Genomic DNA, 25,150 nt, shown 5'->3' with positions numbered 1-25,150 from the left:
CCACTCCCCCGGACGACTTCCACCCTCCGCCCAGTTCTGCCCATCCCCCTATCCAGGAGTGTTCACGTGATCAACGGCTTGACCATGGACGACTACCCGCTGTCGCTGACCGCCGTGGTCGAGCGCGCCGAGCGGTTCCACAGCGGAAAGGACGTCGTCTCGCGTCGCCCCGACGGCAGCATCGCCCGGACCACTCTCGGGGCGTGCGCCGGGCGGGCGCGTCAGCTCGCCACCGCGCTGGCCGACCTCGGCGTCGGAGACGGTGACCGGGTGGCGACGCTGTTGTGGAATCAGGCCGAGCACCTCGAGATGTACTTCGCGGTCCCGGCGATGGGCGCGGTCGTTCACACACTCAACCCACGCCTGCACCCCGACGAACTGGCATTCATCGTGGGGGACGCCCGGGATCGGGTGATCGTGGTCGACGAATCGCTGCTGGAGGTGTTCGACGGCTTCAGGCTCACGCACCGGTTCGAGCACGTCGTCGTCGTCGCCCACGACGAACCGACACCGGAAGGAATGCTCGACTACGAGACTCTGATCAGTGCGTCCGAACCGATGGAGTGGCCTGTCCTCGACGAACGACGCGCCGGCGCAATGTGTTACACGTCCGGCACTACCGGTCGACCGAAGGGCGTCGTGTACTCGCATCGGGCGCTGGTGCTCCATTCGCTGACCGCGGCGCTGCCCGATGCCTTGGGCGTTTCGGTGCAGGACACACTGCTGCCGGTAGTGCCGATGTTCCACGTCAACGCGTGGGGTCTGCCGATTGCCGCCGCACTGCTCGGCGCGCGTCTCGTCCTACCGGGTCCGAAACTGGATCCGGTCAGTGTGCTCGACCTGATCGAGGCCGAACGGGTCACCATGACTGCGGGGGTGCCGACGGTGTGGATGGCGATGCTCGATGCGCTCGACGCGCAGCCGCATCGTTGGGACTTGGGCCATCTGGACCGGTTGATCGTCGGTGGAGCGGCGGCGCCGAGCAGCCTGCTCGAGGGGTACGACCGCCACGGTCTGACGGTTGTCCAGGCGTGGGGAATGACCGAGACCGCGCCGGTGGGCACCGTCAGCCGCCTCCCCGAGGATCTGCGGGAATGTGCGGCCGATGAGCAGTACGAATTCCGTGCCAGGCAGGGTGTCGCGTTGCCGTTCTTCGACATTCGCGCCCGGAACGAGGATGACGCATTCATCGAATGGGACGACGTGGCGATGGGTGAGCTGGAGGTGCGGGGTCCCTGGGTCGCGGCTGCCTACCACAACGGCTCGGGCGCAGACAGTTTCACGACCGACGGCTGGTTCCGCACCGGGGACATCGTCCGCATCGACCACCGCGGCTGTATCCGGATCTGTGACCGCTCCAAGGACCTGGTCAAGTCCGGCGGCGAGTGGATCTCCTCGGTCGATCTCGAAAACCACCTCATGGCCCACCCGGCGGTGGCGGAGGCCGCGGTGATCGCCGTCCCCGACGCGCGGTGGGGCGAGCGTCCGTTGGCGGTGCTCGTACTCCGGGACGGCATGACCGCGGACCCGGAGCAGTTGCGTGAGCACCTGTCGGGCGAATTCGCGCGGTGGCAACTGCCCGAGCGGTTCGAATTCGTCTCCACCATTCCGAGAACAGCCACCGGCAAGTTCAAGAAGAGGGATCTACGGGAGCAATTCTCCGCATGATTCGACCGAGACGAGTGTCGATGGAGCACTCGTTCTGCGGGCACTGCGGGCAGCCGGTTGACCGGAGCGGGTTGTATATACAAGTGTGAACGAGAAGGCGGGTGCCCGACGTCCGGCGTACAGCGGGACGGCCGACCGGAACCCCGTCGACACGAATCGCAACGGAGGCACTGTGGACGACCCGTACTCGCCCGGCTCGAGGGCACGCCGGACCACCCGCGACGACCGGGAGTCGGTGCGCTGGCGCAACGGTCAGGGCACCACGCAGGTGATTGCCGAGACCGACCTGTGGCGGGTGAGCATCGCCGACGAGCCGACGTCGTCGACATTCTCGGTGATCGACGGATACGACCGATTCTTCGTACCGATCGGTGCGGTACCGATCGAGCTGAGTGGGCCACCGTTCGGGTCGGAGGCGCCCGGCGTGGTGCGTCATGTGGTCGCGCCACTGCAGACCATCGAGTTTCCGGGCGAGTGGGCACCGCGGTGCCGCGTGGAGACGCCCACCCGGGCGCTGAACGTGATGGTGCGGCGCGGCCGGGCGACGGCGACGGTGCGGATCGGTGAACCGCCCGCGGTCGCCGACCCCGCTGCGCTGCTCGTCCTCGTCGATCCGGTGACGGAGGATGCGGTGCTGCTCCCGCCCGGGTGCGCCGACGCGTTCGAGATGACCGATCCCTGTGCGGTGCTCGCCATCACGACGCTGCATCCCTGACCGCGGCGGGGCCGGGGCGGGTCGAACGGTTACCGCTGAATCGGCCGCAGCACGATCTCGGTGGGGTGTGCGTCGCGGGGCGTCTCGACGGCGTTCCGGACCGCACGCGCCACGGTCTCCGGGGTGAGGAACTGGTCGGCGTCGTATTCGCCGCCCTCGGCCCGGACGATCTCGCGCTGCATGTCGGTGTCGATGCGTCCGGGGTGGATCGAGGTGACGCGCAGCGCGGGCTCCTCGAGGCGCAGGGCGTCCCCGAACGCGCGCAGCGCGAACTTGCTTGCGGCGTAGGCGCCCCAGCCGGCGTTGGCCCGCAGTCCCGAGCCGGAGTTGATCAATACGACGTGTCCGTGCGCCGCCCGCAGCGCCGGCAGCAGCAGGCGCGTCAGCTCGGCGACCGCGACGACGTTCGCTTCGAACGTCCGATGCCACGCCTCGACGGACGTCTCCGCGACGGTGCCCAGTTCGGCGACTCCGGCGTTGTGCACCAGCACGTCGAGCCGGTCGATGTCGGCGACGGCGGCGGCGACGGCCGCATAGTCGGTGAGGTCGACCGGCCAGGGTGCGGCGGCCAACTCCCCCGCGATCGGTTCGAGCGATTCGGCGCTGCGTCCGCCGAGGATCAGCTGGTGGCTGGGGGCGAGTTCGCGGGCGATCGCGGCACCGAGACCGCGGCTGCCACCGGTGATCAGTGCGGTGGGGTGCTGGGGAGCCATGACCCCGAGGGTAGACGCGAGATCATCCGGCGGGCGTGGTGAGCGTCGCCGCAGCCGGCAACCCCGGACCGCCCGGAAGCGGCGGCCCCGGGTTGTCGAACGGATCGTCGTTGAAGGGGCCCGGCGCACCCGGGCCGTTCCCGTTCGTCGGCAGGGTCGTCTCGTGTTCCGGGATGTAGCCGAACGAGTTGGTCTGTTCCAGGCCGGTTTCGTCCGTCGTCGACGTCAGCTGCGTCTGTGGGTAGCCGTGATTCGTGCTGACGTCGGACGCTCGCTGCCAGCCTGCGGCGGCGATGCCGAGCGCCAGGACCGTGGCGGCTGCGATGAGGAGAATCGTGATTCGCTGGAGCAAAGATCGAATGTTCTGCTGAACCATGCCATCACCCCTGGTCAGCCGGCAGGTGTGGTGAGGGTGGCCCCGGTGGGCAGTCCCACACCGTTGTCCGGGGGTAGCGTACCCCCGCCCAATTCGAACGGGTCGTCCTCGATGCCGCCGCCCTCCGGCTCGATCGGATCCGTCTCGAGGGTGGTCTCGTGTTCGGGGATGTAGCCGAACGAGTTGGTCTGTTCCAGGCCGCTCGGATCCTCGGGGGCGTCGGTGCCCTCTTCCTCGGTGGTGAGCGTCGCGGGACTCGAGTCGATGCTGTCGTCGCATCCGGTGATCGCACCGCCGAGCAGCCCCACGCCCACCGCCGCGGCCGCTACGACCATCCGACTGTGCTGTTTGTGCTTCTGCTGGCTCATCGTCGTGCCTTCCGAGCCGGAAATGTCACTTCCTGTATCCAGCATGTCACTGGTCCGTTCGATAGGCACCCACTTGTCGCGCGCGGGTGCACGATGAAACGTATGGATCCGGTCGAGGCGCTGCGGGAGATCGCGTTCTGGCTCGAACGCGGCCGCGCCGACACGTACCGGGTGAAGGCGTACCGACGGGCCGCGGACGTGGTCGCGGGGCTCACCGCGGGGCAGCGGGAGGCCCGTCAGCGCGGCGGTGACTGGACCGCACTGCCCGGTCTGGGGACGAAGACCGCCACGATCGTCGCGCAGGCCGTGGCCGGGGACGTGCCGGACTACCTGCAGGAACTGCGGGACGCGGCACAGCCGATCGGGTACGGCGGGGACCTGCAGCCCGCGCTGCGCGGCGACCTGCACGTGCACTCGGACTGGTCCGACGGCGGCAGTCCGATCGACGAGATGATGCGCACCGCGGCCGCGCTGGGCCATGAGTACTGCGCGCTCACCGACCACTCGCCGAGACTGACGGTCGCGAACGGTCTGTCGCCCGCGCGCCTGCGTGAGCAGCTCGCCGTGGTGCACGACCTCAATCGCGAGCTCGCGCCGTTCCGCATCCTCACCGGAATCGAGGTCGACATCCTCGACGACGGTGCGCTGGACCAGGATGCGGATCTTCTGGACGAACTGGACGTCGTGGTGGCGAGCGTCCATTCGCACCTGCGGGCGGAGCGGGGCGAGATGACCCGGCGGATGCTCGGTGCCGTCCGGAATCCTAGGGTGAACGTGCTCGGCCACTGCACGGGACGGCTCGTCGAGGGCAGGCGCGGCAACCGTCCGGAGTCGAAGTTCGACGTCGAGAGGGTGTTCGAGGCGTGCCGCGACCACGCCGTCGCCGTCGAGATCAACAGCAGGCCGGAGCGCCGGGACCCGCCGAGCCGGCTGATCGACCTGGCCGTCGACATCGGCTGCCTGTTCGCGATCGACACCGACGCGCACGCGCCCGGCCAGCTGGCGTGGCAGGGCCTGGGCTGCGAGCGCGCGATCCGCTGCGGCGTCGAGGCGGGGCGGGTCGTCAACACGTGGCCGGTGGACGAATTGCTCACCTGGACGCGCGCATCCGCGGGGTGAGTCGCAGAATGGGACGATGATCGACCCCGGATTCACGCCGACCCAGCTCGCGGCGCGAGCCGCCTACCTGCTGCGCGGCAACGACCTGGGGACCATGACCACCGCCGCGCCGCGCCTGTACCCGCACATGTGGAGCTGGGATGCGGCGTTCGTGGCCGTCGGGCTGGCGCCGCTGAGCGTCGAGCGGGCTGTCACCGAACTCGACACGCTGCTGTCGGCGCAGTGGAGCAACGGGATGATTCCCCACATCGTGTTCGCGAACGGCGTCGACGGGTACTTCCCGGGACCGACCCGCTGGCAGTGCCGGGAACTGGCCGGCTACGCACCGATCGGCGTCGACACGTCCGGCATCACGCAGCCGCCGGTGCACGCGATCGCGGTGCAGCGGATCCTCGACCACGCCCGGCGGCACGGCCGCAGCACCCGGGCGGTCGCCGAGGAGTTCCTGGACCGCCGCTGGGCGGACCTCATGCGGTGGCACCGGTGGCTCGGCCACGCCCGGGATCGCGACGGGAACGGCCGCATCACGCTGTACCACGGGTGGGAGTCCGGTATGGACAATTCGCCCCGATGGGATGTCGCGTACGCCAACGTTATTCCCGGACCCGTGCCGCCGTACCGCCGTGAGGACGTCACGATCGTCACCGACGCATCGCAGCGCCCCACCAACGGCGAGTACGACCGCTACCTCTGGCTGCTCGAGGAGATGAAGAGCGTCCGCTACGACGACGACGCCCTCGCCGACAAGATGAGCTTCGCGGTCGAGGACGTGTTCGTCAGCGCGATCTTCGCGCTCGCGTGCGACGTGCTCGCCGTGATCGGGGAGGAGCATGCGCGACCCAACGCCGACGTGCGGGAACTGCACTACTGGGCGGACCACTTCCGCCGGGGCGTCGTCGCCACGACGGACGAGCGGAGCGGGGCCGCACGCGATTTCGACGTCCGCAGCGGACGGTGGATCGGCACCGACACGATCGCGATGTTCGCCCCCCTGCTGTGCGGCGGGCTGGACCGGCACGTCGAGCGGAACCTGATGCACATCTTCGAGGGCCCGCGGTTCTGCACCCACCCCGACCTGCGGTACGCGGTTCCGCCGTCCACGTCGCCGGTCTCCCGTGACTTCCGCCCCCGCGAGTACTGGCGCGGACCGGTGTGGCCGGTGATGACGTGGTTGTTCTCGTGGGCGTTCGCGCGCCGCGGGTGGGCCGAACGCTCGTCGCTGCTGCGGGCGGAGGGGCTGCGCCAGGCCGCCGACGGCAGCTTCGCGGAGTACTACGAGCCGTTCACGGGTCGGCCGCTCGGCAGCATGCAGCAGTCGTGGACGGCGGCCGCGGTGCTCGACTGGCTCGGCTGACAACTCGCTGGGAGGTGGCTGGGAGAGGATGAACATCGGGGTGAAATCGCCGCGCGCGGTGGAGAAGTCATTTAGTCTCGGGCGATGCCGAGTAACTCGCGCCGATCCCTCGTCCGTGTCGCTGCAGTGCTCCTGGCGGGGGCGGTGACCGTGGCGGGCCCCGCTGTGGCCGCGGCCAATCCGCAGGGGCCGGACGTGTCCTCGTGGCAGCACTCCGCCGGATCCCCGATCAACTGGTTCCAGGTGCGGTCCGCCGGCCATGATTTCGCGATGGTCAAGGCGACCGAGGGCCTGTTCTACACCAACCCGTTCTTCGCGCAGGACTCCCTCGCGATGCGACTCGCTGGCGTGGCCCGCGGCGCCTACCACTACGCCGACCCCTCGGCCTCCCCGGAGGCGCAGGCCGCGTTCTTCGCGACGAACGCCCTCGCGGTCAACCAGTTCGGTGGGCTACCGCCCGTCCTCGACCTGGAGAGCACCGGCGGACTGGCGGCGCCGCAGTTGATCGACTGGACCCACCGGTACCTCAACACCGTGCAGACGCTCACCGGGCGCACGCCGATCATCTACACCTACCCCAACTTCTGGCGCACGGCGATGGCCAACACCAACGAGTTCACCCGCTACCCGCTGTGGATCGCCGACTACAACGGCCGCAATGAACCCGGACCGCTGCCGGGCGGATGGCAGACCTGGGCGTTCTGGCAGTACACCGACAGCGGACGGATTCCGGGTGTGAACGGCAACGTCGATCTCAACGTCTACAGCGGATCGATGGGCGACATCAACATGTACGCGCGGAACTTCTTCGGCAGCTGAGGAACCCGCCGCCGACCTCAGCCTCAGCGCGGACGGAAGAGGATCGCGGCCGCACCGACACTCGCCGCGGTCAGGACCGTGACGACGGCCGCCTCCAGCAGCGAGTGGTACACGCGGAACGAGACCACCCCGGGCACCACGGAAAGCGCCATGAAGAGCAGTGGCGCTCTCAATCTCCGGAGCCGATGGTGCGGGCTCCAGCGGCGGCCGTCGCGGCCGGAACGGTACGACAAATCATGCATATCTCCCCCTGCGTTCTCCCGCCCGGCACGCTACCCGATAGTTCGCTCCACGAAGGACCGAACAGCCCAGTTGCGCTACGAGACGGCCGTGTTCGCGCCCGGTGCGCGCTCGTCGAGCGCGGCGGACGCCGTCTGCTACGTTGCTCGCGTGACGGATGCTGGGGGGCCCGATCCGGTTACCATCGACCTCGACTCGGCAGGTCTGACCGACGATCGGCACAGGGGCGTAAAGGATTCGACGGCACGGAAGCCGCGGCGCAGGCTGCTTCGTGTGGTGCGGTGGGTGCTCGTCGGTGTGGTGGCGCTGCTCGTCGGTGCCGTCGCGGTGTCGGCGATCGTTCACCGGTGGCAGACGCCCCGCGACAAGCGGGCCATCGAACAGGCCATCGGACCCGATCACCGCTACGTCGACGTGGACGGACGCCGGATGAGCGTCGCGGTCCAGGGTTCGGGCCCACGAACCCTCGTCCTCATGCCCGGTATGGGCACGCCGGAGCCGATCCTCGACTTCGCGCCGTTGGCGAGACGCCTGGCAGCGGAGAACACGGTGGTCACCGTCGAGAACCTCGGCCTGGGCCTCAGCGACGGCACCGACGCACCCCGCACCAGTGAGGCCATCGTCGACGAGATTCGTTCCGCGCTCGGAACTCTCGGATTGAACGGTCCGTACGTCCTGATGCCCCATTCCATTTCGGGTCTGTACGCGATGTGGTGGGCCACCCACCGGCCGGACGAGGTCGCCGCCGTGGTGGGCTTGGACGACGAGCGCTACACGACCGAACTGGCCGAAGGATCCCCGGAGTGGCCGGGTTGGATGTCCGCGGTCACGGCTGTCGGTGGTGTGCGCGACCTGATCGCCCTGGACGACGCCACCGACTACCTGGGACTGGCGGCCGACTACCGCGACAGCCTCGGCGACGCCGACGAGTACACCCCGGAGCAGCAGGATCTGTATCTGCGTTCGTACTCGTGGGTGTTGAACTCGACCATGCTCGCCGAATCCGCCCACGAGGCCGAGAACGTGCGGGCGATCGAGGGTGCCCGGTTCCCCCCGACGATGCCGGCCCTGTCGATCCTCGCGTCCTCCTCGCTGACGGTGGATCCGGAATGGGAGTCCGCCCACCACGCGGCCGTCACCGATCCCTCGATCCAGCGTGTCGCGGTTCTGGACGGTCACCACTACCTGTTCCACGCGAGGGCCGCCGAGATCGCCGAGATGACACAGCAATTCCTCGACGAACACGTCGCGGCTCGGTGAGCCCGCTATCGGCCGAGGGGCGCCTGCAGTAGCGTGCGGTCGTCGCCGAGGGCGCTGACACCGAGCGTCGCCGCGTCGGACATCGGCAGCCCGACCGCGAGGTCCATCGACACCGTCCGATCTCCCTTGGCGATGAAGCTGCCTGCGTTCATGCGACTTCCGTCCGCACGCGCGAGCCAGACGTTGTAGGTCCGGTCCGGCGGAAGCCCGGCGACGGCGAGGTTGATCCCGGTGCCCCAGGCGCGGTTCTCCACCCGCGCCGACGCCTCCACCCCGGTCGCTGCGACGTCGAAGGCCACCGCGCGTCCCACGGGGGCGGTATCGGGGACGACGCCGCGGAGGAGGAATCCCCCGGTCACGAGGGCGACGGCGGCCACGGCGGCCGCGGCGACCAGACCCGCTCGGCGGGTACGGCGCCGGCCGCGTTCGCGGTCGACGGTCGCGAAGATCGTGGCCGGCAACGTCGCCGGCGGTGCGGGCACCGGCCCGGCGAGCCGATCCGGGTCAGCCAGCGACAGGACCGACGCCACCGGGGTCAACTCGCGCAGCTCGTCCCGGCAGTCCGGGCAGCCGTCCAGGTGGGCCTGCAGGGCGACGGTCTCCGGTTCGTCGAGCCGGCCGAGCGCGTACATCCCCAGCCGGGTGTGCATCTGTCGGCAGCGATCACTGGTCACCGTGCCACCCCATCTCCTCCAGTACGAGCCTGAGCGCCTTCAGCCCGTAGTACACGCGACTGCGTACCGTCCCCACAGGGATACCGAGTTGCGCGGCGACCTCGGTGGCGGGCCGGTCACGCAGGTGCACCTCGACCAGCACGACGCGGTGCTCTTCGGACAGCCGCCGGAGGGCCTCCTCGACCTGCAGTCCCACCAGCAACTGCTCGAGCGGGCGCTCCTCGACGGGGACGTCCGGCGGCTCGGAGTCCACGAGTTGGGGACGGGCGGCCCGGGCCCGGCTCGCGTCGATCACCACGTTGCGGCAGATCGCGTACAGCCAGGTGCGCAGCGTGGACCGCTGTGGATCGTATCGATCGGCGCTGCGCCAGGCCCGGAGGAACGTCTCCTGCACCGCCTCCTCCGCGCGGCCCCTGTCTCCCAGGGACCGGTAGGCGAGTGCGAACAGTTCACCGCCGTGGTCGTCGTAGGCGGCCCGCAGGACCGAGTCGTCGTCCAAGTCGTCGACCGGCCGCTCCGCGCGCTTGCGCGAGATGCGTAGCCGCACGCCCTCACCTCCTGAACCATCCGCCGCCGGTCCGCCCGACGTCCCCGGGGTGTACGGGCGCGGCGGTCGCGGCGTTCAGTGTGCCCGTGTCGTCAGCCGGCGGCCGGGTCGACCACCACTACGTGCCACGTGCCCTTGACGCCGTCGCCGCCGGTCTGGCCGGGTGCGGTGTCCTTCGCGAACCGGTACAGCGGGCGGCCGTCGTAGGTGGCCTGCGCGGTGCCGTCCGGCCGAGCCATGGTGCCCAGGCTGCCGGGCAACGGGGTGGCGGCCTGCGGCGCCCCGAGGGAGGGCGGCCAGATCTCGGCGCACTGACCGACGCACTTGATCTCGGTGGGGGTGTCCTCGTCGAAGGTGTAGAGGGTGAAACCGTCGCCGTCCGTCAGCACGGTCCCCAGCGCGGTGTCCGCGGCCGCGAGTTCCAGCCCGGTCGCCGCGGCCGCCGCGGACCCGTCCGCCGCCTGCGTCGTGGTGGACTGCGGTGCCGAGGTCGAGGTGCCCTCCTCGGTCGCCGCGGGTTCGGCGGGCGAACTGCACCCCGCCACCGCCATTGCCGCGCCGATGCCGAGCGCCGCGAGAATCGCCCTCTTCGCCATCATCGATCTCCGTTCGTATTCCGGGTTACCGGCAGTCGTGCCGACCGGCCGCGAGGGGCGGCCGGCACGAGGGAATACGGATCACCGACGGCGGGCGTTCAGGCGCACCGGTCCTTCTTCGGGGCCGCCGACCACCCTCCCGGACGCCCGGCTCCTCCGGCGCCCTCGTGTGTCGGTGGGAATCCGGTCCGGGATCGGCGAGAGTTGTCGCATGACACATCATCTGACTGGAAAGACCGCGGTCGTGCTCGGCGTGGCGCCCGGCAACGTGGGGCACGCCATCGCCCGCCGCTTCGTGGACGACGGCGCTGCGGTGTTGATCGCGGGCCGTCGCGAGGACGCGCTCGCCGAGGTGGCGGCGGAGATCGGTGCTCGGTGGCAGCGGTGCGACATCACCTCCGAGCAGGATCTCGATGCCCTCTTCGTCGCCGCGCGGGACCAGCTCGGCCACATCGACATCGGGGTCAACGCCACCGGGTGGGGCCTGCTCGCACCGTTCGAGGAGACGTCGAGGGCGGACCTCGAGAAGATGGCGGCGACCCAGTTCGTCGGGCCGTTCCAGTTCTTCCAGCGCCTGGTCGGCGCCATCTCGGACGGCGGCTCGATCATCCAGATCTCGTCGGTCACGGCGTCGATCATGTTCGAGAACCACGCGGCCTACATGGGCACCAAGGCCGGAATCGACCACGTCATCCGTTGCATCGCAAACGAATACGGCGACCGGGGAATCCGTGCGAACTCCATCGCTCCCGGCGGCGTCGCGGATGCGCCGATGTCCGGGGGTGGGCTGAACTATCCGCCGATCCAGTCGCTCTACCTGCGCGAGATCCCGCTCGGGCGGGTCGGTCTCGCCGAGGACATCGCGAACGCCGCGACGTGGTTGGCGGGTGACGGCTCCGGCTTCGTCACCGGCCAGGTCCTGCACGTGAGCGGCGGGCAGACCCTCCGCCGCAATCCGTCGATCGCGGACATCGCCGGCGCGCTCGCGGCCGCGCAGGCGTAGTCACGTAGCGGGCGACGAACGGTTCGACCGGGATCCGATCCCGGTCGAACCGTTCGGCTGTTCGGTAGTCGTCAGATCGGCGTCAGATGCCGATCCGGCCGCCGCCGGACTTCCACACCGCCACCACGGACGGCCGCGGCTGCGCGCTGCCACCGTCGGGCCAGTGCGACGACGGCGCCTCGATGCTCGCGCCGTCGGTCTCGCCGGGATGCTGGACGCACACCACCACGCGGTGCTCGTCGACGATCGGGCCGCACGTCTCGGCGCCGACCGGCACCGTGAGGAACTGCTTGGTCTCGCCGCGCCGCTCCCCCTCCAGGACGACCGAGAACAGGCCGTCGTTGGACTTCAGGGCGTTGCCGTCGGTGGAGATCCACAGGTTGCCGTACGGGTCGAACGCCAGGTTGTCCGGGCACGAGATGGGGCTTACCTGGGACTTGTCGAAACCGCCGAAGTAGGTGTCGGCGGTCGCGGGATCGCCGCACACCAGCAGCAGGTTCCACGTGAACGACGTGCCCGCGTGGTTGTCGTCGATCTCGAGGACCTGGCCGTTCTTGTTGTTGTTGCGCGGGTTCGCGGAGTCGGCCGGGGCCGCGCCGGACGTGCCGCGCTTGGTGTTGTTGGTGAGCGCCACGTACACCTTGCCGGTGCGCGGGTTGGGCTCGAAGTCCTCGGGGCGGTCCATCTTGGTGGCGCCCACCTTGTCGCCGGCGATGCGGGTGAACACGGCCACCTCGTCGGCGCTCATGCCGTCGACGAGGGACTCGCCGCGACCGTCCTCGCCGGTGCGCAGCAGCGGAATCCACTGGCCGGTGCCGGCGAACACGCCCGACGGCGGCAGCGTGCCGGAGCCGTCGATCGCGTCGGGTTCGTTGCCGGTGAGCTTCGCGACGTACAGCGTGCCGGCGTCGAGCAGGGTCATGTTGTGGCGCATCGCGGTTCGGCTGTTGCCGCGCTGCATCTTGCGGGACGAGACGAACTTGTACATGTAGTCGAAGCGCTCGTCGTCACCGCTGTAGGCGACGACGGTGCCGTCCTTGGTGACGTGGATGGTCGCGGCCTCGTGCTTGAAGCGACCCAGCGCGGTGTGCTTGACCGGGGTGGACGACGCGTCCCACGGGTCGACCTCGACGACCCAGCCGAAGCGATGGACCTCGTTGGGCTCGGCGACGACATCGAAGCGGGAGTCGACGCGCTCCCACTTGCGCTCGGACGCGTTGCCGCCGATGCCGTACCGCGCGAGGCGGGCCGCGGCGGTGGCGTCGGTGACCTGCCCGGCGTTGGCGAAGTACTGGTTGAAGTTCTCCTCACCGGAAAGCACGGTGCCCCAAGGGGTCAGGCCGCCCGAACAGTTGTTGAGCGTGCCCTTCACGCGGGTACCGGTGGGGTCGGCCGACGTCTTCAGCAGCGGGCTGCCGGCGGCGGGGCCGGTGACCGCGAACTCGGTGAGCGCGGTGATGCGGCGGTTGAACGGGCCGAACTGCGGGGTGAGCTTGCCGGAGCGGGGCTCGCCCTGCACCTGGACCACCGACAGCCCGTGGTTGGCCCAGCCGATGCGCACCTGCTCCTCGGTGGGGTTCGCGGCGTCGTAGCCGCGGAACATCGACGGCTCCGTGGTGTACTCGTGGTTGACCACCAGCAGGTACCCGTTCGGGCGGCCGGGGATCGGCAGCAGGCCCGCGAAGTCGTTGTTGAAACCGAACTGCTTCTCCGCCGCGGCGGCGGTCTGGTTGTCGAAGTCGAAGGCCGGGGCGTCCGCGAACAGCGGGTCACCCCACCGGATCACGACGGCCTGCTCGTAGCCGGCGGGGGTCACCACCGCGTCCTGCTTGTTGGGGGCCACCGGGGCGAAATCGGTGCCCGGGGTGGACGAACCGGTGGCCGAACCCGACGCGGAACCGGTTCCGAGGGAACCGAAATCGACGGATCCGGGAGCGGCCGCGGCGTTACCCGCGAGGGCGGTGCCGGCACCGACGGCGAGGACCGCGGCCGCGCCGCCACGCAGGACGCCGCGGCGCGAGACCGCGGCGCGCACGATGTCGCCGAAGTACTCGCCGTCCGAGTCGTTGGGAACGTCGTGGGAGCAGGCGTTCCCGCACTTGTACTGGCAGGTGATCGAGGCGCGCGAGGACATGCCGTCGTGCTTGACGAACAGTGCGAGGGGTTTCAGGCTCACCGTGGGACTCCCGAGGTCGGCTGACGGACAATGCTGATGACGCACGCACCGTAGATTCCGGGAACGAGTGACCGACGACGCCCGGGTGAACGGCAGGACAACGCCCGTTGGACTTTCCGTGTCGCCACTTGCCGCTCCCCCCGCTAGAGCACCTCGGACAGAAAGCCCTGCAGCCGGGGCGTTTCCGGGCTGTCGAACACCTGCTCGGGAGCACCGGACTCGACGACGGCGCCGCGGTCCATGAACACGACCGTGTCCGACACCGACCGTGCGAACCCCATCTCGTGCGTCACCACCACCATCGTCATGCCGCCCTTCGCGAGGTCGGCCATCAGCGCCAGCACGCCCTTGACGAGTTCGGGATCGAGCGCCGAGGTGGCCTCGTCGAAGAACATCACCTGCGGCTGCATCGCCAGCGCCCGCGCGATCGCGACGCGCTGCTGCTGCCCGCCCGACAGGTTCCCCGGGCGCGAGTCGGCCTTGTGCGCCAACCCCACCCGCTCGAGCTGGCCCAGCGCGAGTTGTCGTGCGGCGTCCCTGGACAGCTTCTTCAGCTTGCGCGGTCCGAGGGCGATGTTGTCGGCGACGGTGCGGTGCGGGAACAGGTTGAAGTGCTGGAACACCATCCCGATCCGCTGGCGCAGGTGGTCGGGATTGTCGCGGAGCACCGAGCGGCCGTCGAGCAGGACGTCGCCGGCGTCGGGTTCGTGCAGGCGGTTCAGCACGCGCAGCAGCGTCGACTTCCCGGAGCCGGACGGGCCGATGACCGTGACGGTCTTGCCGGCGTCGACGTGCAGGTCCACCCCGCGCAGCACCCTGTTGCTGCCGAACGCGAGGTGCAGTCCGGTGCCGGTGAGGGAGACCGAATCGGGCATGCCTCAGCCCCTCTCCACGACGATCGACTGCTCGAGGTCGTCGAGCGTGCCCGACGTGTCGGCCCGCCCGGTCCGCAGGCGCCGGTCGATGTAGTTCACCAGGTGCGTGAGCGGGATGGTCAGCGCCAGGTAGAACAGGCCGGCCGCGACCAACGGCGACAGGTTGCCGGTCTGCGCGTTGAGGTCCCGGCCGACGGCGAACAGTTCCCGCTGCGTGACGAGCAGGCCCAGGAAGTAGATCAGCGACGAGTCCTTGATGAGCGAGATGAACTGGTTCATCAGGGCCGGCAGCACCCGGCGCACGCCCTGCGGGATCACCACGAGCGACATCGACCGCCGGTACGAGAATCCCAGGGCGCGAGCGGCTTCCATCTGTCCGGGCTCGACGCTCTGGATGCCGGACCGGAAGATCTCGCCGATGTAGGCGGCCGCCAGCAGCGACAGCGCGGCCGCGCCCAGCCAGTACGGGTTGTTGCCGGTCAGTCCCTTGACGACCGGGCCGACACCCAACCCGACCAACAGGATGATCACCACGGCGGGCAGGCCGCGGAAGATGTCGGTGTAGACCCGGGCGGGCCAGCGCAGCCAGCGGGTGCGGGAGATCCCGGCCACCGCGAGCAGCATCCCGATCACCGTGCCCGCAATGCCCGACGACAGCGCCAGGATCAACGTGTTGGGCAGGCCGGTGCGCAGCAGTTCCGGGAACGCGCGCTGGTACAACTGCCAGTCGAAGAACGTCTCGCCGAGTTGCTGCAGCGTCGATTTCGGTTGCGCGGAGGACGGTTCCGGCGGTTGCTGCGCCGCGGCGATGGCCGCGAAGTCCGGCAGTTGCGGCTCGGGGGCGGCCTTGCTGCCCGGTTTCCAGCCCGCCGGCAGTTCGCGGGGCACCCAGTCCGAGTACAGCCGCGCCCACGTCCCGTCGGCGATGACCGCGTCGAGTCCCGAGTTGAGCGCGTCGACCAGCGCCGGATCGTCCTTCGCGACGGCCCACCCGACGAAGTTGTTGAGGCTGAAGGTGTTCTGCACGATCGACGTGGGATCGCCCGGCGCGATCGCGCCCTGCGCCTGCTGGGACGGCGCCACCCACGCGTCGATCTGCCCGGTCTTGAGGTTCGCGTACGCGGTGTTGAAGTCCGGGAACTTCACCGGGTCGAGGCCGAGGGTGTTGACGACGTAGTCGTCCTGCACGGTGCCCTGCACGACACCGATGCGGACGGACGAGTTCAGGTCCGAGAACCCCTTGACGGCACTGCCGTTCGGGACCACCAGCGCGAAGTACCCGAAGTCGTAGCCGTTGGTGAACCCGACCAGCTCGCGGCGCGCGTCGGTGGTGGTGATCGACGACGACCCCACGTCGAACCGGTGGCCCGCCACCTGCGCGAGCAGGCCCGCGAAGTCGGTGCCGACGAATTCGATCTTCAGCCCCAGCTTCTCCGCGACCGCCCGGAGCAGTTCGTTGTCGAAGCCGGTGAAGACGTTCTGCGAGTTGACGCAGACGCTCGGCGGTGCGTCCGACAGGGTCCCCACCGTGAGCGTGCCCGGCTTGACGAGGCGCAGTTTCGAGGCGTCGACGGCGCCGAGCGGCAGCGTGTTCGGGGTCGTGTACTTGTCCTCGGCGGCCGCCGCGGCCGCGGTGTCGAGGTTGGCGGGCAGCGCGTTGGCGCTGTCCACGCCGGGCGGGGAGCACAGGTCGGTGGGCCCCGCCGCGTTCCGGCCCGACGAGCACCCCGCGAGCGCGAGCACGGGGAGGAGCAGCACCAGCAGCACCGCTGCCGCTCGGTGTCGGGACGCGGCGGCGGGCATCGGGCTGGTCCGGGTCTACGCGAGTCCGGACAGTTGCGGTGGCGTGTGTTCGTCGCGCCACGCGACCGCCTCACGGAGCGTGGTGAGGTCGTAGTCGGGTCCGCTGGTGTTCGCGGTGAAGAGGGTGACGCCGGCGTCGACGTAGGCCGGCGCCAGGTCGGCCCCCGGCCACCACGTCGAGTGCTCGATCTCGTGCGGATCGCGCTGCACGTCGCCGCAGTGCTCACCGAGGATCGCGGACTTGCGGACGAACTCGTCGCGTTCGCCGAAGCCGTGCCAGATGTCCGCGTACTCGGCGACCAGCCGCAGGGTCTTCTTCTCGCCGCTGCCGCCGATCAGGAGCGGAATGTGCCGTGTCGGAGCCGGATTGAGCTTCGAGAGACGAGAAGTGATGCGCGGCAGGTACTCCCCCAGGAGCTTGATCCGCGATCCGGGGGTGCCGAACTCGTAGCCGTAGGCGTCGTAGTCCTTCTCGAACCAACCGGCGCCGATGCCGAGGATCAGTCGTCCGCCGCTGATGTGGTCGACGGTGCGGGCCATGTCGGCGAGCAGGTCCGGGTTCCGGTAGCCGGCGCAGCTCACCAACGCGCCGATCTCCACGCGCTCGGTCTGCTCGGCCCACGCGCCGAGCATCGTCCAGCACTCGAAGTGCGCGCCCTCCTGATCGCCGTACAGCGGGAAGAAGTGATCCCAGTTGAAGACGACGTCGGCGCCGGCGTCCTCTGCGCGCATCACGGCGTCGCGGATCTTGCCGTAGTCGGGGGCGTGCTGGGGCTGCAGTTGCAGGCCGATACGCACGGGACGGGTCATGCGGGACTCCTTCGCGCCGGGACTCGCATCTCACGGTATCCCCGTGATCGATCCGCTGCACGCACTTGAAGGCGCAGACTGGAGGCGTGCGGATCACGCAGCGCCCGAGCCCGCCGACCGGCTGGAAGCGCCGGGTTCTCCGTATGCCAGTCACCCTGTACCGGTGGCACCTCGGTGCGCTGCTCGGGCACCGGTTCGTGCTCGTCGAACACGTCGGGCGCCGCAGCGGAAAGACCCGGCAGGTGGTCCTCGAGGTGGTCGACCACGACGAGGTGGGACACGGTGCGCCCGACGGGTGGATCGTCGCGGCCGGGTACGGGACGACGTCGGACTGGTACCGGAACCTGACGGCGCATCCGAGGGCGCGGGTGCAGGTCGGCCGACGCAGATCCGCGGTCGAGGCCGACTTCCTGGGCGCCGAGGAGGGCGGCGACCTGATGGCGCACTACGGCCGCGTGCACCGGAAGATCGGCGTCCGCCTCTGCAAGAGCATGGGCTTCGACGTCGACGGCAGCGAGGCCGACTTCCGCGAGGCGGGCCGGAACATTCGTTTCGTGTGGCTGCGGCCCGTGCACGGGTGATGGTTTCCCGACACTTCGGGCGCCTATGCTTTGCCCGCACACCCGTGCACCCTCACTCGGATCGTCCGGCACGTTCCTGCCGGTGAAGGGATCGCTCCACCATGGCTTCGGTGACGTTCGACAAGACCACGTGCCTGTTCCCGGGCGCGACGACCCCCTCGGTCGACAAGCTGGACCTGCACATCGAGGACGGCGAGTTCCTCGTGCTCGTCGGCCCGTCGGGCTGCGGCAAGTCCACCTCGCTGCGCATGCTCGCGGGTCTCGAGGAGGTGTACGACGGCCGCATCCTCATCGGCGACCGGGACGTCACCGCCCAGGAACCCAAGGAACGCGACATCGCGATGGTGTTCCAGAACTACGCGCTGTACCCGCACATGTCGGTGGCCGAGAACATGGGCTTCGCGCTCAAGCTGGCCAAGACGCCCAAGGACGAGATCAAGACGCGCGTGCAGGAGGCGGCCAGGATGCTCGACCTCGAGCCCTACCTGGACCGCAAGCCCAAGGCGCTGTCCGGCGGTCAGCGCCAGCGCGTCGCGATGGGCCGCGCGATCGTGCGGCAGCCGCAGGTGTTCCTGATGGACGAGCCGCTGTCGAACCTCGACGCGAAGCTGCGCGTGCAGACCCGGACCCAGATCGCGCAGCTGCAGCGGCGGCTGGGCACCACCACCGTCTACGTCACCCACGACCAGGTCGAGGCGATGACCATGGGTGACCGCGTGGCGGTGCTCAAGGACGGCGTCCTGCAGCAGTGCGCGTCGCCGCGCGAGCTGTACAGCCGCCCGGTGAACCAGTTCGTGGCCGGGTTCATGGGTTCGCCGGCGATGAACCTGCTGACGCTGCCGGTCACCGACGCCGGTGTCGCGCTCGGCGACGCGGTGATCCCGGTTTCCCGTGAAACCATCGCCGAGATCCCGGAGGGGCAGGTCGTGCTCGGCATCCGCCCGGAGCACCTCGAGCCGACCACCGGCGACGCGGGTATCCCGCTCGACGTCGACGTCGTGGAGGAGCTCGGCTCGGACGCCTATGTGTACGGACGGACCGGGGTCGGCGGTCCCGGCGAGCACCAGATGGTCGCGCGGGCCGACTGGCGCAATCCCCCGCGTCGCGGGGAGCGGGTCAATCTGCACGTCGACCCGTCGGAGGTGCACCTGTTCTCCGTCACCGACGGCCGTCGGCTCGGGTGACCCTGACCGATCCAGTCTGGGGGTAATGACCGAAATCGGGTCCCGTTCGTGCGAGAGTGAGCGGCGACATATGCCTCGGTCCGGTGGAGTTCCCGTCCGCGGGGGCCGGAGACGTCTATCTGAAAGGTGGACCATGCGTTCCTTCAACACGCGGTCACGGATCGCAGTCGCGGCCTCGGCTGTCGCGCTGCTCGCGCTCACCGGCTGCTCGAGCGACAACGGCGGCGGCAGCACCAGCGCCGACGACGCCGTCAAGCAGAACCTCGACGGTCGCGGCGCCATCTCGTTCGCGATGGGCAAGAACGACACCGACAAGCTGCAGCCCGTGATCGCCAAGTGGAACGCGGCCCACCCGGACGAGCAGGTCTCGCTCAAGGAACTGCCCGGTGAGGCCGACGACCAGCGCAACAAGCTGGAGCAGTCGCTGCAGGCCGGCAACGCCGACTACGACGTGATGGCGCTCGACGTGGTCTGGACCGCGGGCTTCGCCGCGAACGGCTGGCTGCAGCCGCTCGAGGGCGCGCTCGCGATCGATACCGCGCCGCTGCTGCCCGCCACCGTCGAGTCCGCCACCTACCGCGGCACCCTGTACGCGGCACCGCAGAACACCAACGCGCAGCTGCTGTACTACCGCACCGACCTCACGCCCGCGGCCCCCGCGGACTGGAAGGCGCTCACCGACAGCTGCCAGGTCGCCAAGGACAAGGGCGTCCAGGACTGCATGGTCACCCAGCTCAAGCAGTACGAGGGCCTGACCGTCAACACCACGCAGTTCATCAACTCGTGGGGCGGCGCGGTCGTCGGCGCCGACGGCAGCACCCCCGAGGTCGAGTCGCCGCAGTCCAAGGCCGGCATCCAGGCCATGGTCGACGCCTACCAGGCCGGACAGATCTCGAAGCGCTCCACCGGCTTCACCGAGGAGGAGACCAACCTCGCGTTCGTCGGCGGCGAGGCGATGTACGCCTACAACTGGCCGTACATGTGGGACAACGCCCAGAAGGACGAGTCGAAGGTGAAGGGCAACGTCGGCGTCGCCCCGATCGTCGGCCCGACCGGCGCCGGTGCGTCGACCCTGGGTGGCTACAACAACGGCATCAACGTCTTCTCCAAGAACAAGGCGACCGCGCACGACTTCGTCGAGTTCATCCAGAACCAGGAAAACCAGATGTCCTTCGCGGACGCGTCGTTCCCGCCGGTCCTGAAGTCGGTCTACGACGACGCGGCCCTGCAGGCGAAGTACCCGTACCTGCCGGCGCTGAAGGCGGCTCTCGAGAACGCCAAGCCGCGTCCGGTCACGCCGTACTACACCGCGATCTCGAAGGCCATCCAGGACAACGCGAGCGCGGCGCTGAACGGCAAGGTCACGGTCGACCAGGCGGTCACCGACATGACCGCGGCGATCAACAACGCCGCCAAGTAGGCACGTCCAACACGAGAGATCAGGTAAACGCACGATGGCTGACTCTGCTGAGCTGAGGCGAGCAGACGAGGCCCGCGCCGTGGTCGGGGTCGACGACTCCGACCACGGCGGTCGCGCTTCCGGGCGCGAAGCACCCGACACCGGGCGCACGGGTCACGACGACGAACCGAAGGTGGTCGCTGCGCGCGGCAAGCGCGACTTCCGCCCGATCTGGCTGATCGCCCCGACGATGGTGATCCTGGCCGTCGTCATCGTGTACCCGGTGATACGCGCGGTGCTGCTGTCGTTCCAGGCGAACAAGGGCATCGATCCCGACACCGGCCGCTTCACCGAGGGCGGGTTCGCCGGCTTCAAGCACTACGCGCAGTGGCTGGTGCAGGACTGCGGCGCGGGCGCCGGGTCGTGCCCGCCCGGCACCCTGGCCCACGACTTCTGGCCCGCGCTGGGCGTCACCCTGTTCTTCGCCGTCGTCACGGTCACGATCGAGGTGCTCCTCGGCCTGTGGATGGCGACGGTGATGGGTAAGACGTTCTGGGGCCGGTCCCTGCTCCGCGCGAGCGTGCTGATCCCGTGGGCCATCCCCACCGCGGTCACCGCGAAGCTGTGGTTCTTCATCTTCGCCGAGAACGGCATCGCCAACAAGCTGCTCGGCACCTCCATCGCGTGGACCACCGACCCGTGGGCGTCGCGGTTCGCGGTGATCATCGCCGACGTGTGGAAGACGACGCCGTTCATGGCGCTGCTCATCCTCGCCGGCCTGCAGATGATCCCGCAGGACGTCTACGAGGCCGCCAAGGTCGACGGCGCCACCGCGTGGCAGCGGTTCACCAAGATCACGCTGCCGCTGGTCAAGCCGGCGCTCATGGTCGCGGTGTTGTTCCGCACCCTCGACGTGCTGCGCATGTACGACCTGCCCGCGATCCTGTCCGGCACCTCCGGCGCGACGCCCAACACGACGCTGTCGATCCTGGTGATGGCCGACATCCGGCAGGGCAACTTCCAGAGCGCGTCGGCGCTGTCGACATTGATCTTCCTGCTGATCTTCGCCGTCGCGTTCGTGATGGTGAAGTTCCTCGGCGCCAACGCCGTGCGCACCCAGGACGAACAGCGGAAGGGAGCGGACCGCTGATGGGACGTCACAGCAAGCCCGAGGACCTCGAACCGCACGAACTGTCGTCGACGCCGATGTCCGTGGCCGTCGCCGACCCGATCGCCGCGGCCGAGCAGGAACCGCCGGCCCCGAGCAAGCGCCGTCGGCGCAGCGACCGCGCCAAGATGACGCGGACCTATCTCGGCGTCGCGATCATCCTCATCTGGGGCCTCGCGCCGTTCTACTGGATGGTCGTCACCGCCTTCCGGCAGGTCGACCACACCTTCGACACCACGCCGTGGCCCACGTACGTCACGCTCGACAACTTCCGGGCCGCGCTGTCGACGGACAAGGGCAACGACTTCCTCGGCGCGATCGTCAACAGCCTCATCATCGGCGTCGTCACGACGGCCGTCGGTCTGCTGCTCGGCGTCTTCGCGTCGTATGCGCTCGCCCGGATCGAGTTCCGCGGCAAGTACATCGTCACCGGCATCATCCTGGGCGCGTCGATGTTCCCCACGGTCGCGCTCATGACGCCGCTGTTCCAGCTGTTCGGCGACTTCGGCTGGATCGGCCAGTACCAGGCTCTGATCATCCCGAACATCTCGTTCGTGCTGCCGCTGACGATCTACACGCTCACGTCGTTCCTGTCGGATCTGCCGTGGGAGCTCGAGGAGGCCGCCCGGATCGACGGCGCGAGCCGCTTCCAGGCGTTCCGGCTGGTGATCCTGCCGCTGGCTGCGCCGGCGCTGTTCACCACCGCGATCCTCGCCTTCATCGCGACGTGGAACGAGTTCATGCTCGCCAGCCTGCTGTCGACCGAGAAGACCGAACCGGTCACCGTCGCGATCGCCCGCTTCGCGGGCGCCAACTCGTGGGAGCAGCCCTACGCGGCGATCATGGCGGCCGGCACGCTCGTCACGATCCCGCTGGTGATCATGGTGCTCGTGTTCCAGCGCCGCATCGTCTCGGGCCTGACCGCCGGCGGCGTGAAGAGCTGACATGCCGTCCGGCAGGCCGTCGCGGGGACGCCAGTCCCTCGAGATGCTCATCGGCATTCTCGGCTTCTTCACGTTCATGGCGTTCGTCGCGGCGGTCGTCCCGATCGTGCGCGGCGAGCCGTCGGTGACGGCCTCGCTGGTCCTCCTCGCCTGCGTCGTGCTGCTCGGCGGCGCGCTCGTCCTGCACCGCCGCACCTGACGCCCGATCTCCCCCTCCCCCGCGTTTTGCGCACTTATCGCGAGGATTCGGCCCACGGGCGCGCGATAAGTGCGCAAAACGCGGATGGGACGAGGGGGGAAGAAGCGACGCCGGGTATGCCCGGTTCGTCCTGGGCCGATCGACAATCACGTGCCGTCCACGCGACGAAGTGCGACGATCGAGGGACGACCGGATTCGACTGACCCCGGTTGGGGTCCGGTTGGATCGCCGCCTGCGGACCGGAAGTTGCGCGCGTGAATCCCACGAGCAGCACGAAGCCCGACACACCGTCACGGCCCGAGCGCGGGCGTCGATCCCGCCGCCGTACCCGTACCGCCCTGCGCATCGTCGCGCTGCTGGTGGTCGTCCCGCTCGTCCTGTTCGGTGCGGCGTACCTGCTCGCCGACGTCCCGAGCCCCGGGGACATGCACCGCAACCAGGTGGCGACGATCCTCGCGTCGGACGGATCGACGGTCGTCGCGAAGGTGGTGCCACCGGAGGGCAACCGCACCGAGGTGCCGCTCGACCAGGTGCCGGGGTACGTCCGCAACGCGGTGCTCTCGGCGGAGGACCGCGACTTCTACTCCAATCCCGGGTACTCGATCTCGGGGTTCCTGCGGGCCGGTCGCGACAACGTGCTGGGGCGCGAGAGCGCCGGTGGCGGCTCGACGATCACGCAGCAGTACGTCAAGAACGCGCTGGTCGGCACCGACCGGAACGTGATCCGCAAGGCCCGTGAGCTCGTGGTGTCGGCGAAGATGGCGCGGCAGTGGTCCAAGGACGAGATCCTCGGCGCCTACCTCAACACCATCTACTTCGGGCGCAACGCGTACGGGATCGGGGAGGCGTCCCACGCGTTCTTCGGCAAGCCCGTCGACCAGTTGACCCTCGCGGAGGGCGCGGTGCTGGCCTCGGTGATCCAGAGTCCGTCCGCGCTGGACCCCGCCACGAACCCGGACGGGCTCAGGGCGCGGTGGAACTACGTGCTCGACGGCATGGTCGACATGGGGGTGCTCGCCGCCGCCGAGCGCGCGAACACCCAGTTCCCGGCGGTGCTGCCGGAGCCGCCGTCCGACGTCGCGCCGGGACCGGAGGGGCTCATCCGGACGCAGGTGGCCCACGAACTCCAGGCGGCGGGGATCAGCCAGACCGACATCGACACCGGCGGACTGCAGATCACCACGACGATCGACGCGAAGGCGCAGCAGGCGGCGGTGGACGCGGTGAACCGGACCCTCACCAAGCAGCCCGACCAGTTGCGCGCGGCGGTCGTGTCGGTCGACCCCAGGTCGGGGGCGGTGCGCGCGTACTACGGCGGGGCGGAGGGCGCGGGCTTCGACTTCGCGCAGGCCGGGCTGCAGACGGGGTCGTCGTTCAAGGTCTTCGCCGCCGTCGCCGCGCTCGAGGACAAGGTGCCGTTGACGACGCAGTTCAGCAGCGCGCCGCTGACGGTCGGCGACTTGACCATCAAGAACGTCGAGGGCGAGACCTGCGGGACGTGCAGCCTCGCGGAGGCACTGAAGCGGTCGCTCAACACCAGCTACTACCGGCTGACGCTGTCGATGGAGAACGGCGCTCAGAAGATCGCCGATGCCGCCCACCAGGCCGGCATCCCCAAGCAGATCCCGGGCGTCGACCACGAGAGCCTCACCCAGTTCGGGGGACCCCCGGAGACGGGAATCGTGTTGGGTCAGTACCAGACCCGGCCCATCGACATGGCGTCGGCGTACGGGACGCTCGCGGCGTCGGGCAAGTACCACCCGCCGTACTTCGTGCAGAAGGTGGTCGACGCCGACGGTCGAGTGTTGCTCGACCGGGCCCCGAACGACGGTGAACAGCGGATCGATCCGCCGATCGCCGACGCCGTCACGCAGGCGATGGTCCCCATCGCGGCGTATTCGCGCAATCACGGACTCGCCGGTGGACGCGTGTCGGCGGCGAAGACGGGTACCGCGCAGCTCGGCGACACCGGTGAGAACAAGGACGCGTGGATGGTCGGGTTCACGCCGTCGCTGTCGACCGCGGTGTGGGTGGGAACCGCGGAGGGCAAGGCCATCGAGACAAGTTGGGGTGGAGCGATATACGGCTCCGGTCTGCCGTCGGACATCTGGAAGGAGACGATGGACGGCGCGCTCGCGGGTACGCCCAACGAGCAGTTCGCGACGGCGCAGCAGGCCGGCGGTCAGCAGTCCCGGCCCCCGTCGACGGGCACTTCCTCCGGTGGGAACTCGCCGGTCGCCACCAGTGAGCAGGGTTACTCCGAGCAGGCGCCGACGCGCCAGCGGTCCGCGCAGACGTATCAGGAGGAGCCGGAGTGGTCCGCTCCCCCGGCCCGGACCCAGTCGCAGGTGCCGGTCCCCGAGTCGCAGAGCACTCCTCCGCAACGGCAGTGGAATGCCCCTGCGCCGCAACAACAGGTGCCGGTGCCCGCTCCGCAGGCACCGGCACCGGCTCCCCCTCCCCCGGCGCCGGTCCCCGCTCCGGCGCCGGGGATTCAGATCCTCCCCGGGGTGACGATTCCCCTACCAGGCTGAGTTCGATTCGGCGAGTGGATAACTC

At 69.5% G+C, this 25,150-nt stretch carries 25 protein-coding genes; 14 read left to right on the top strand and 11 right to left on the bottom strand.

The window, feature by feature from the left end; translation table 11 throughout:
• The first annotated feature begins 66 nt into the window (after positions 1–66).
• Both EGT67_RS19780 and EGT67_RS19775 read left to right on the top strand, forming a co-directional pair.
• Complete coding sequence (locus EGT67_RS19780; RefSeq protein WP_241566133.1) at positions 67–1,668, top strand: long-chain fatty acid--CoA ligase; 1,602 nt, start codon at positions 67–69, stop codon at positions 1,666–1,668.
• 172 nt (positions 1,669–1,840) lie between these two features.
• The gene (locus tag EGT67_RS19775) at positions 1,841–2,383 is read left to right on the top strand and encodes a HutD family protein (protein ID WP_241566132.1); all 543 of its coding nucleotides are present in this window, start codon (positions 1,841–1,843) and stop codon (positions 2,381–2,383) included.
• A gap of 29 nt (positions 2,384–2,412) precedes the next feature.
• Here EGT67_RS19775 and EGT67_RS19770 read toward each other — a convergent pair whose 3' ends face one another.
• From EGT67_RS19770 to EGT67_RS19760, 3 genes are read right to left on the bottom strand one after another with little or no spacing between them, the layout of a single operon-like run.
• Complete coding sequence (locus EGT67_RS19770; RefSeq protein ID WP_127917801.1) at positions 2,413–3,096, bottom strand: SDR family oxidoreductase; 684 nt, start codon at positions 3,094–3,096, stop codon at positions 2,413–2,415.
• Positions 3,097–3,118: 22 nt separating this feature from the next.
• A complete protein-coding gene (locus EGT67_RS19765; RefSeq protein WP_127917800.1) occupies positions 3,119–3,472 on the bottom strand; it encodes a hypothetical protein in 354 nt (117 codons plus the stop codon).
• Between the two features lie 14 nt (positions 3,473–3,486).
• Positions 3,487–3,840 (bottom strand): hypothetical protein, encoded by a 354-nt coding sequence (locus EGT67_RS19760; protein WP_127917799.1) that lies wholly within the window; start codon positions 3,838–3,840, stop codon positions 3,487–3,489.
• A 102-nt stretch (positions 3,841–3,942) separates the two neighbouring features.
• Between EGT67_RS19760 and EGT67_RS19755 the strand changes: the two genes are divergently transcribed.
• From EGT67_RS19755 to EGT67_RS19745, 3 genes are all read left to right on the top strand, one after another.
• Positions 3,943–4,959, top strand: a complete 1,017-nt coding sequence (locus tag EGT67_RS19755) for a PHP domain-containing protein (RefSeq protein ID WP_127917798.1) — start codon at positions 3,943–3,945, stop codon at positions 4,957–4,959.
• Positions 4,960–4,975: 16 nt separating this feature from the next.
• Positions 4,976–6,313, top strand: coding sequence for a glucosylglycerate hydrolase (ggh, locus tag EGT67_RS19750; protein ID WP_127917797.1), 1,338 nt, complete (start codon positions 4,976–4,978; stop codon positions 6,311–6,313).
• Between the two features lie 84 nt (positions 6,314–6,397).
• Positions 6,398–7,132, top strand: a complete 735-nt coding sequence (locus EGT67_RS19745) for a glycoside hydrolase family 25 protein (protein ID WP_164877618.1) — start codon at positions 6,398–6,400, stop codon at positions 7,130–7,132.
• Between the two features lie 23 nt (positions 7,133–7,155).
• Here EGT67_RS19745 and EGT67_RS25495 read toward each other — a convergent pair whose 3' ends face one another.
• On the bottom strand, positions 7,156–7,284 hold the full coding sequence (locus EGT67_RS25495; RefSeq protein ID WP_277750162.1) for a hypothetical protein: 129 nt from the start codon (positions 7,282–7,284) through the stop codon (positions 7,156–7,158).
• 361 nt (positions 7,285–7,645) lie between these two features.
• Here EGT67_RS25495 and EGT67_RS19740 point away from each other — a divergent pair, with 361 nt between their 5' ends.
• A complete protein-coding gene (locus EGT67_RS19740; RefSeq protein WP_241566131.1) occupies positions 7,646–8,632 on the top strand; it encodes an alpha/beta fold hydrolase in 987 nt (328 codons plus the stop codon).
• Positions 8,633–8,637: 5 nt separating this feature from the next.
• Here the strand turns inward: EGT67_RS19740 and EGT67_RS19735 are convergent, their stop codons facing one another.
• The 3 genes from EGT67_RS19735 to EGT67_RS19725 form a co-directional block, all read right to left on the bottom strand.
• Positions 8,638–9,306, bottom strand: a complete 669-nt coding sequence (locus tag EGT67_RS19735) for a zf-HC2 domain-containing protein (RefSeq protein ID WP_241566130.1) — start codon at positions 9,304–9,306, stop codon at positions 8,638–8,640.
• Positions 9,296–9,853 (bottom strand): sigma-70 family RNA polymerase sigma factor, encoded by a 558-nt coding sequence (locus EGT67_RS19730; RefSeq protein ID WP_127917796.1) that lies wholly within the window; start codon positions 9,851–9,853, stop codon positions 9,296–9,298. The genes EGT67_RS19735 and EGT67_RS19730 overlap by 11 nt, the downstream gene beginning before the upstream one ends.
• A gap of 92 nt (positions 9,854–9,945) precedes the next feature.
• Positions 9,946–10,452 carry a COG4315 family predicted lipoprotein gene (locus EGT67_RS19725; protein WP_241566129.1) on the bottom strand — a complete coding sequence of 169 codons (507 nt, stop codon included), beginning with the start codon at positions 10,450–10,452 and terminating at the stop codon, positions 9,946–9,948.
• A 208-nt stretch (positions 10,453–10,660) separates the two neighbouring features.
• Between EGT67_RS19725 and EGT67_RS19720 the strand changes: the two genes are divergently transcribed.
• Positions 10,661–11,452, top strand: a complete 792-nt coding sequence (locus EGT67_RS19720) for an SDR family NAD(P)-dependent oxidoreductase (RefSeq protein ID WP_127917795.1) — start codon at positions 10,661–10,663, stop codon at positions 11,450–11,452.
• A gap of 82 nt (positions 11,453–11,534) precedes the next feature.
• Here EGT67_RS19720 and EGT67_RS19715 read toward each other — a convergent pair whose 3' ends face one another.
• From EGT67_RS19715 to EGT67_RS19700, 4 genes are all read right to left on the bottom strand, one after another.
• Positions 11,535–13,628: a PhoX family protein gene (locus EGT67_RS19715; RefSeq protein ID WP_127917794.1), complete on the bottom strand. Its 2,094-nt coding sequence runs from the start codon at positions 13,626–13,628 to the stop codon at positions 11,535–11,537.
• A 143-nt stretch (positions 13,629–13,771) separates the two neighbouring features.
• Positions 13,772–14,503 (bottom strand): amino acid ABC transporter ATP-binding protein, encoded by a 732-nt coding sequence (locus EGT67_RS19710; protein ID WP_127917793.1) that lies wholly within the window; start codon positions 14,501–14,503, stop codon positions 13,772–13,774.
• Between the two features lie 3 nt (positions 14,504–14,506).
• On the bottom strand, positions 14,507–16,306 hold the full coding sequence (locus tag EGT67_RS19705) for an ABC transporter substrate-binding protein/permease (RefSeq protein ID WP_127917792.1): 1,800 nt from the start codon (positions 16,304–16,306) through the stop codon (positions 14,507–14,509).
• A gap of 15 nt (positions 16,307–16,321) precedes the next feature.
• Complete coding sequence (locus EGT67_RS19700) at positions 16,322–17,116, bottom strand: LLM class F420-dependent oxidoreductase (RefSeq protein ID WP_127917791.1); 795 nt, start codon at positions 17,114–17,116, stop codon at positions 16,322–16,324.
• A gap of 86 nt (positions 17,117–17,202) precedes the next feature.
• Here EGT67_RS19700 and EGT67_RS19695 point away from each other — a divergent pair, with 86 nt between their 5' ends.
• The 7 genes from EGT67_RS19695 (at position 17,203) to EGT67_RS19665 (ending at position 25,125) form a co-directional block, all read left to right on the top strand.
• Complete coding sequence (locus EGT67_RS19695; protein WP_127917790.1) at positions 17,203–17,697, top strand: nitroreductase family deazaflavin-dependent oxidoreductase; 495 nt, start codon at positions 17,203–17,205, stop codon at positions 17,695–17,697.
• A gap of 101 nt (positions 17,698–17,798) precedes the next feature.
• The gene (locus EGT67_RS19690) at positions 17,799–18,881 is read left to right on the top strand and encodes an ABC transporter ATP-binding protein (protein ID WP_127917789.1); all 1,083 of its coding nucleotides are present in this window, start codon (positions 17,799–17,801) and stop codon (positions 18,879–18,881) included.
• Positions 18,882–19,014: 133 nt separating this feature from the next.
• The gene (locus EGT67_RS19685; protein ID WP_127917788.1) at positions 19,015–20,301 is read left to right on the top strand and encodes an ABC transporter substrate-binding protein; all 1,287 of its coding nucleotides are present in this window, start codon (positions 19,015–19,017) and stop codon (positions 20,299–20,301) included.
• A gap of 34 nt (positions 20,302–20,335) precedes the next feature.
• Complete coding sequence (locus EGT67_RS19680) at positions 20,336–21,430, top strand: carbohydrate ABC transporter permease (RefSeq protein WP_127917787.1); 1,095 nt, start codon at positions 20,336–20,338, stop codon at positions 21,428–21,430.
• A gap of 146 nt (positions 21,431–21,576) precedes the next feature.
• The gene (locus EGT67_RS19675) at positions 21,577–22,392 is read left to right on the top strand and encodes a carbohydrate ABC transporter permease (RefSeq protein WP_206612448.1); all 816 of its coding nucleotides are present in this window, start codon (positions 21,577–21,579) and stop codon (positions 22,390–22,392) included.
• Position 22,393: 1 nt separating this feature from the next.
• Complete coding sequence (locus EGT67_RS19670; protein ID WP_127917785.1) at positions 22,394–22,591, top strand: hypothetical protein; 198 nt, start codon at positions 22,394–22,396, stop codon at positions 22,589–22,591.
• 254 nt (positions 22,592–22,845) lie between these two features.
• Positions 22,846–25,125: a transglycosylase domain-containing protein gene (locus EGT67_RS19665; protein ID WP_127917784.1), complete on the top strand. Its 2,280-nt coding sequence runs from the start codon at positions 22,846–22,848 to the stop codon at positions 25,123–25,125.
• Positions 25,126–25,150: the final 25 nt, after the last annotated feature.

It is taken from the genome of Prescottella agglutinans (assembly GCF_004011865.1).
GTDB classification, from domain to species: domain Bacteria; phylum Actinomycetota; class Actinomycetes; order Mycobacteriales; family Mycobacteriaceae; genus Prescottella; species Prescottella agglutinans.
The sequence above is the reverse complement of the archived record's forward strand: the minus strand, read 5'-3'. Positions and strand labels throughout refer to the sequence as shown.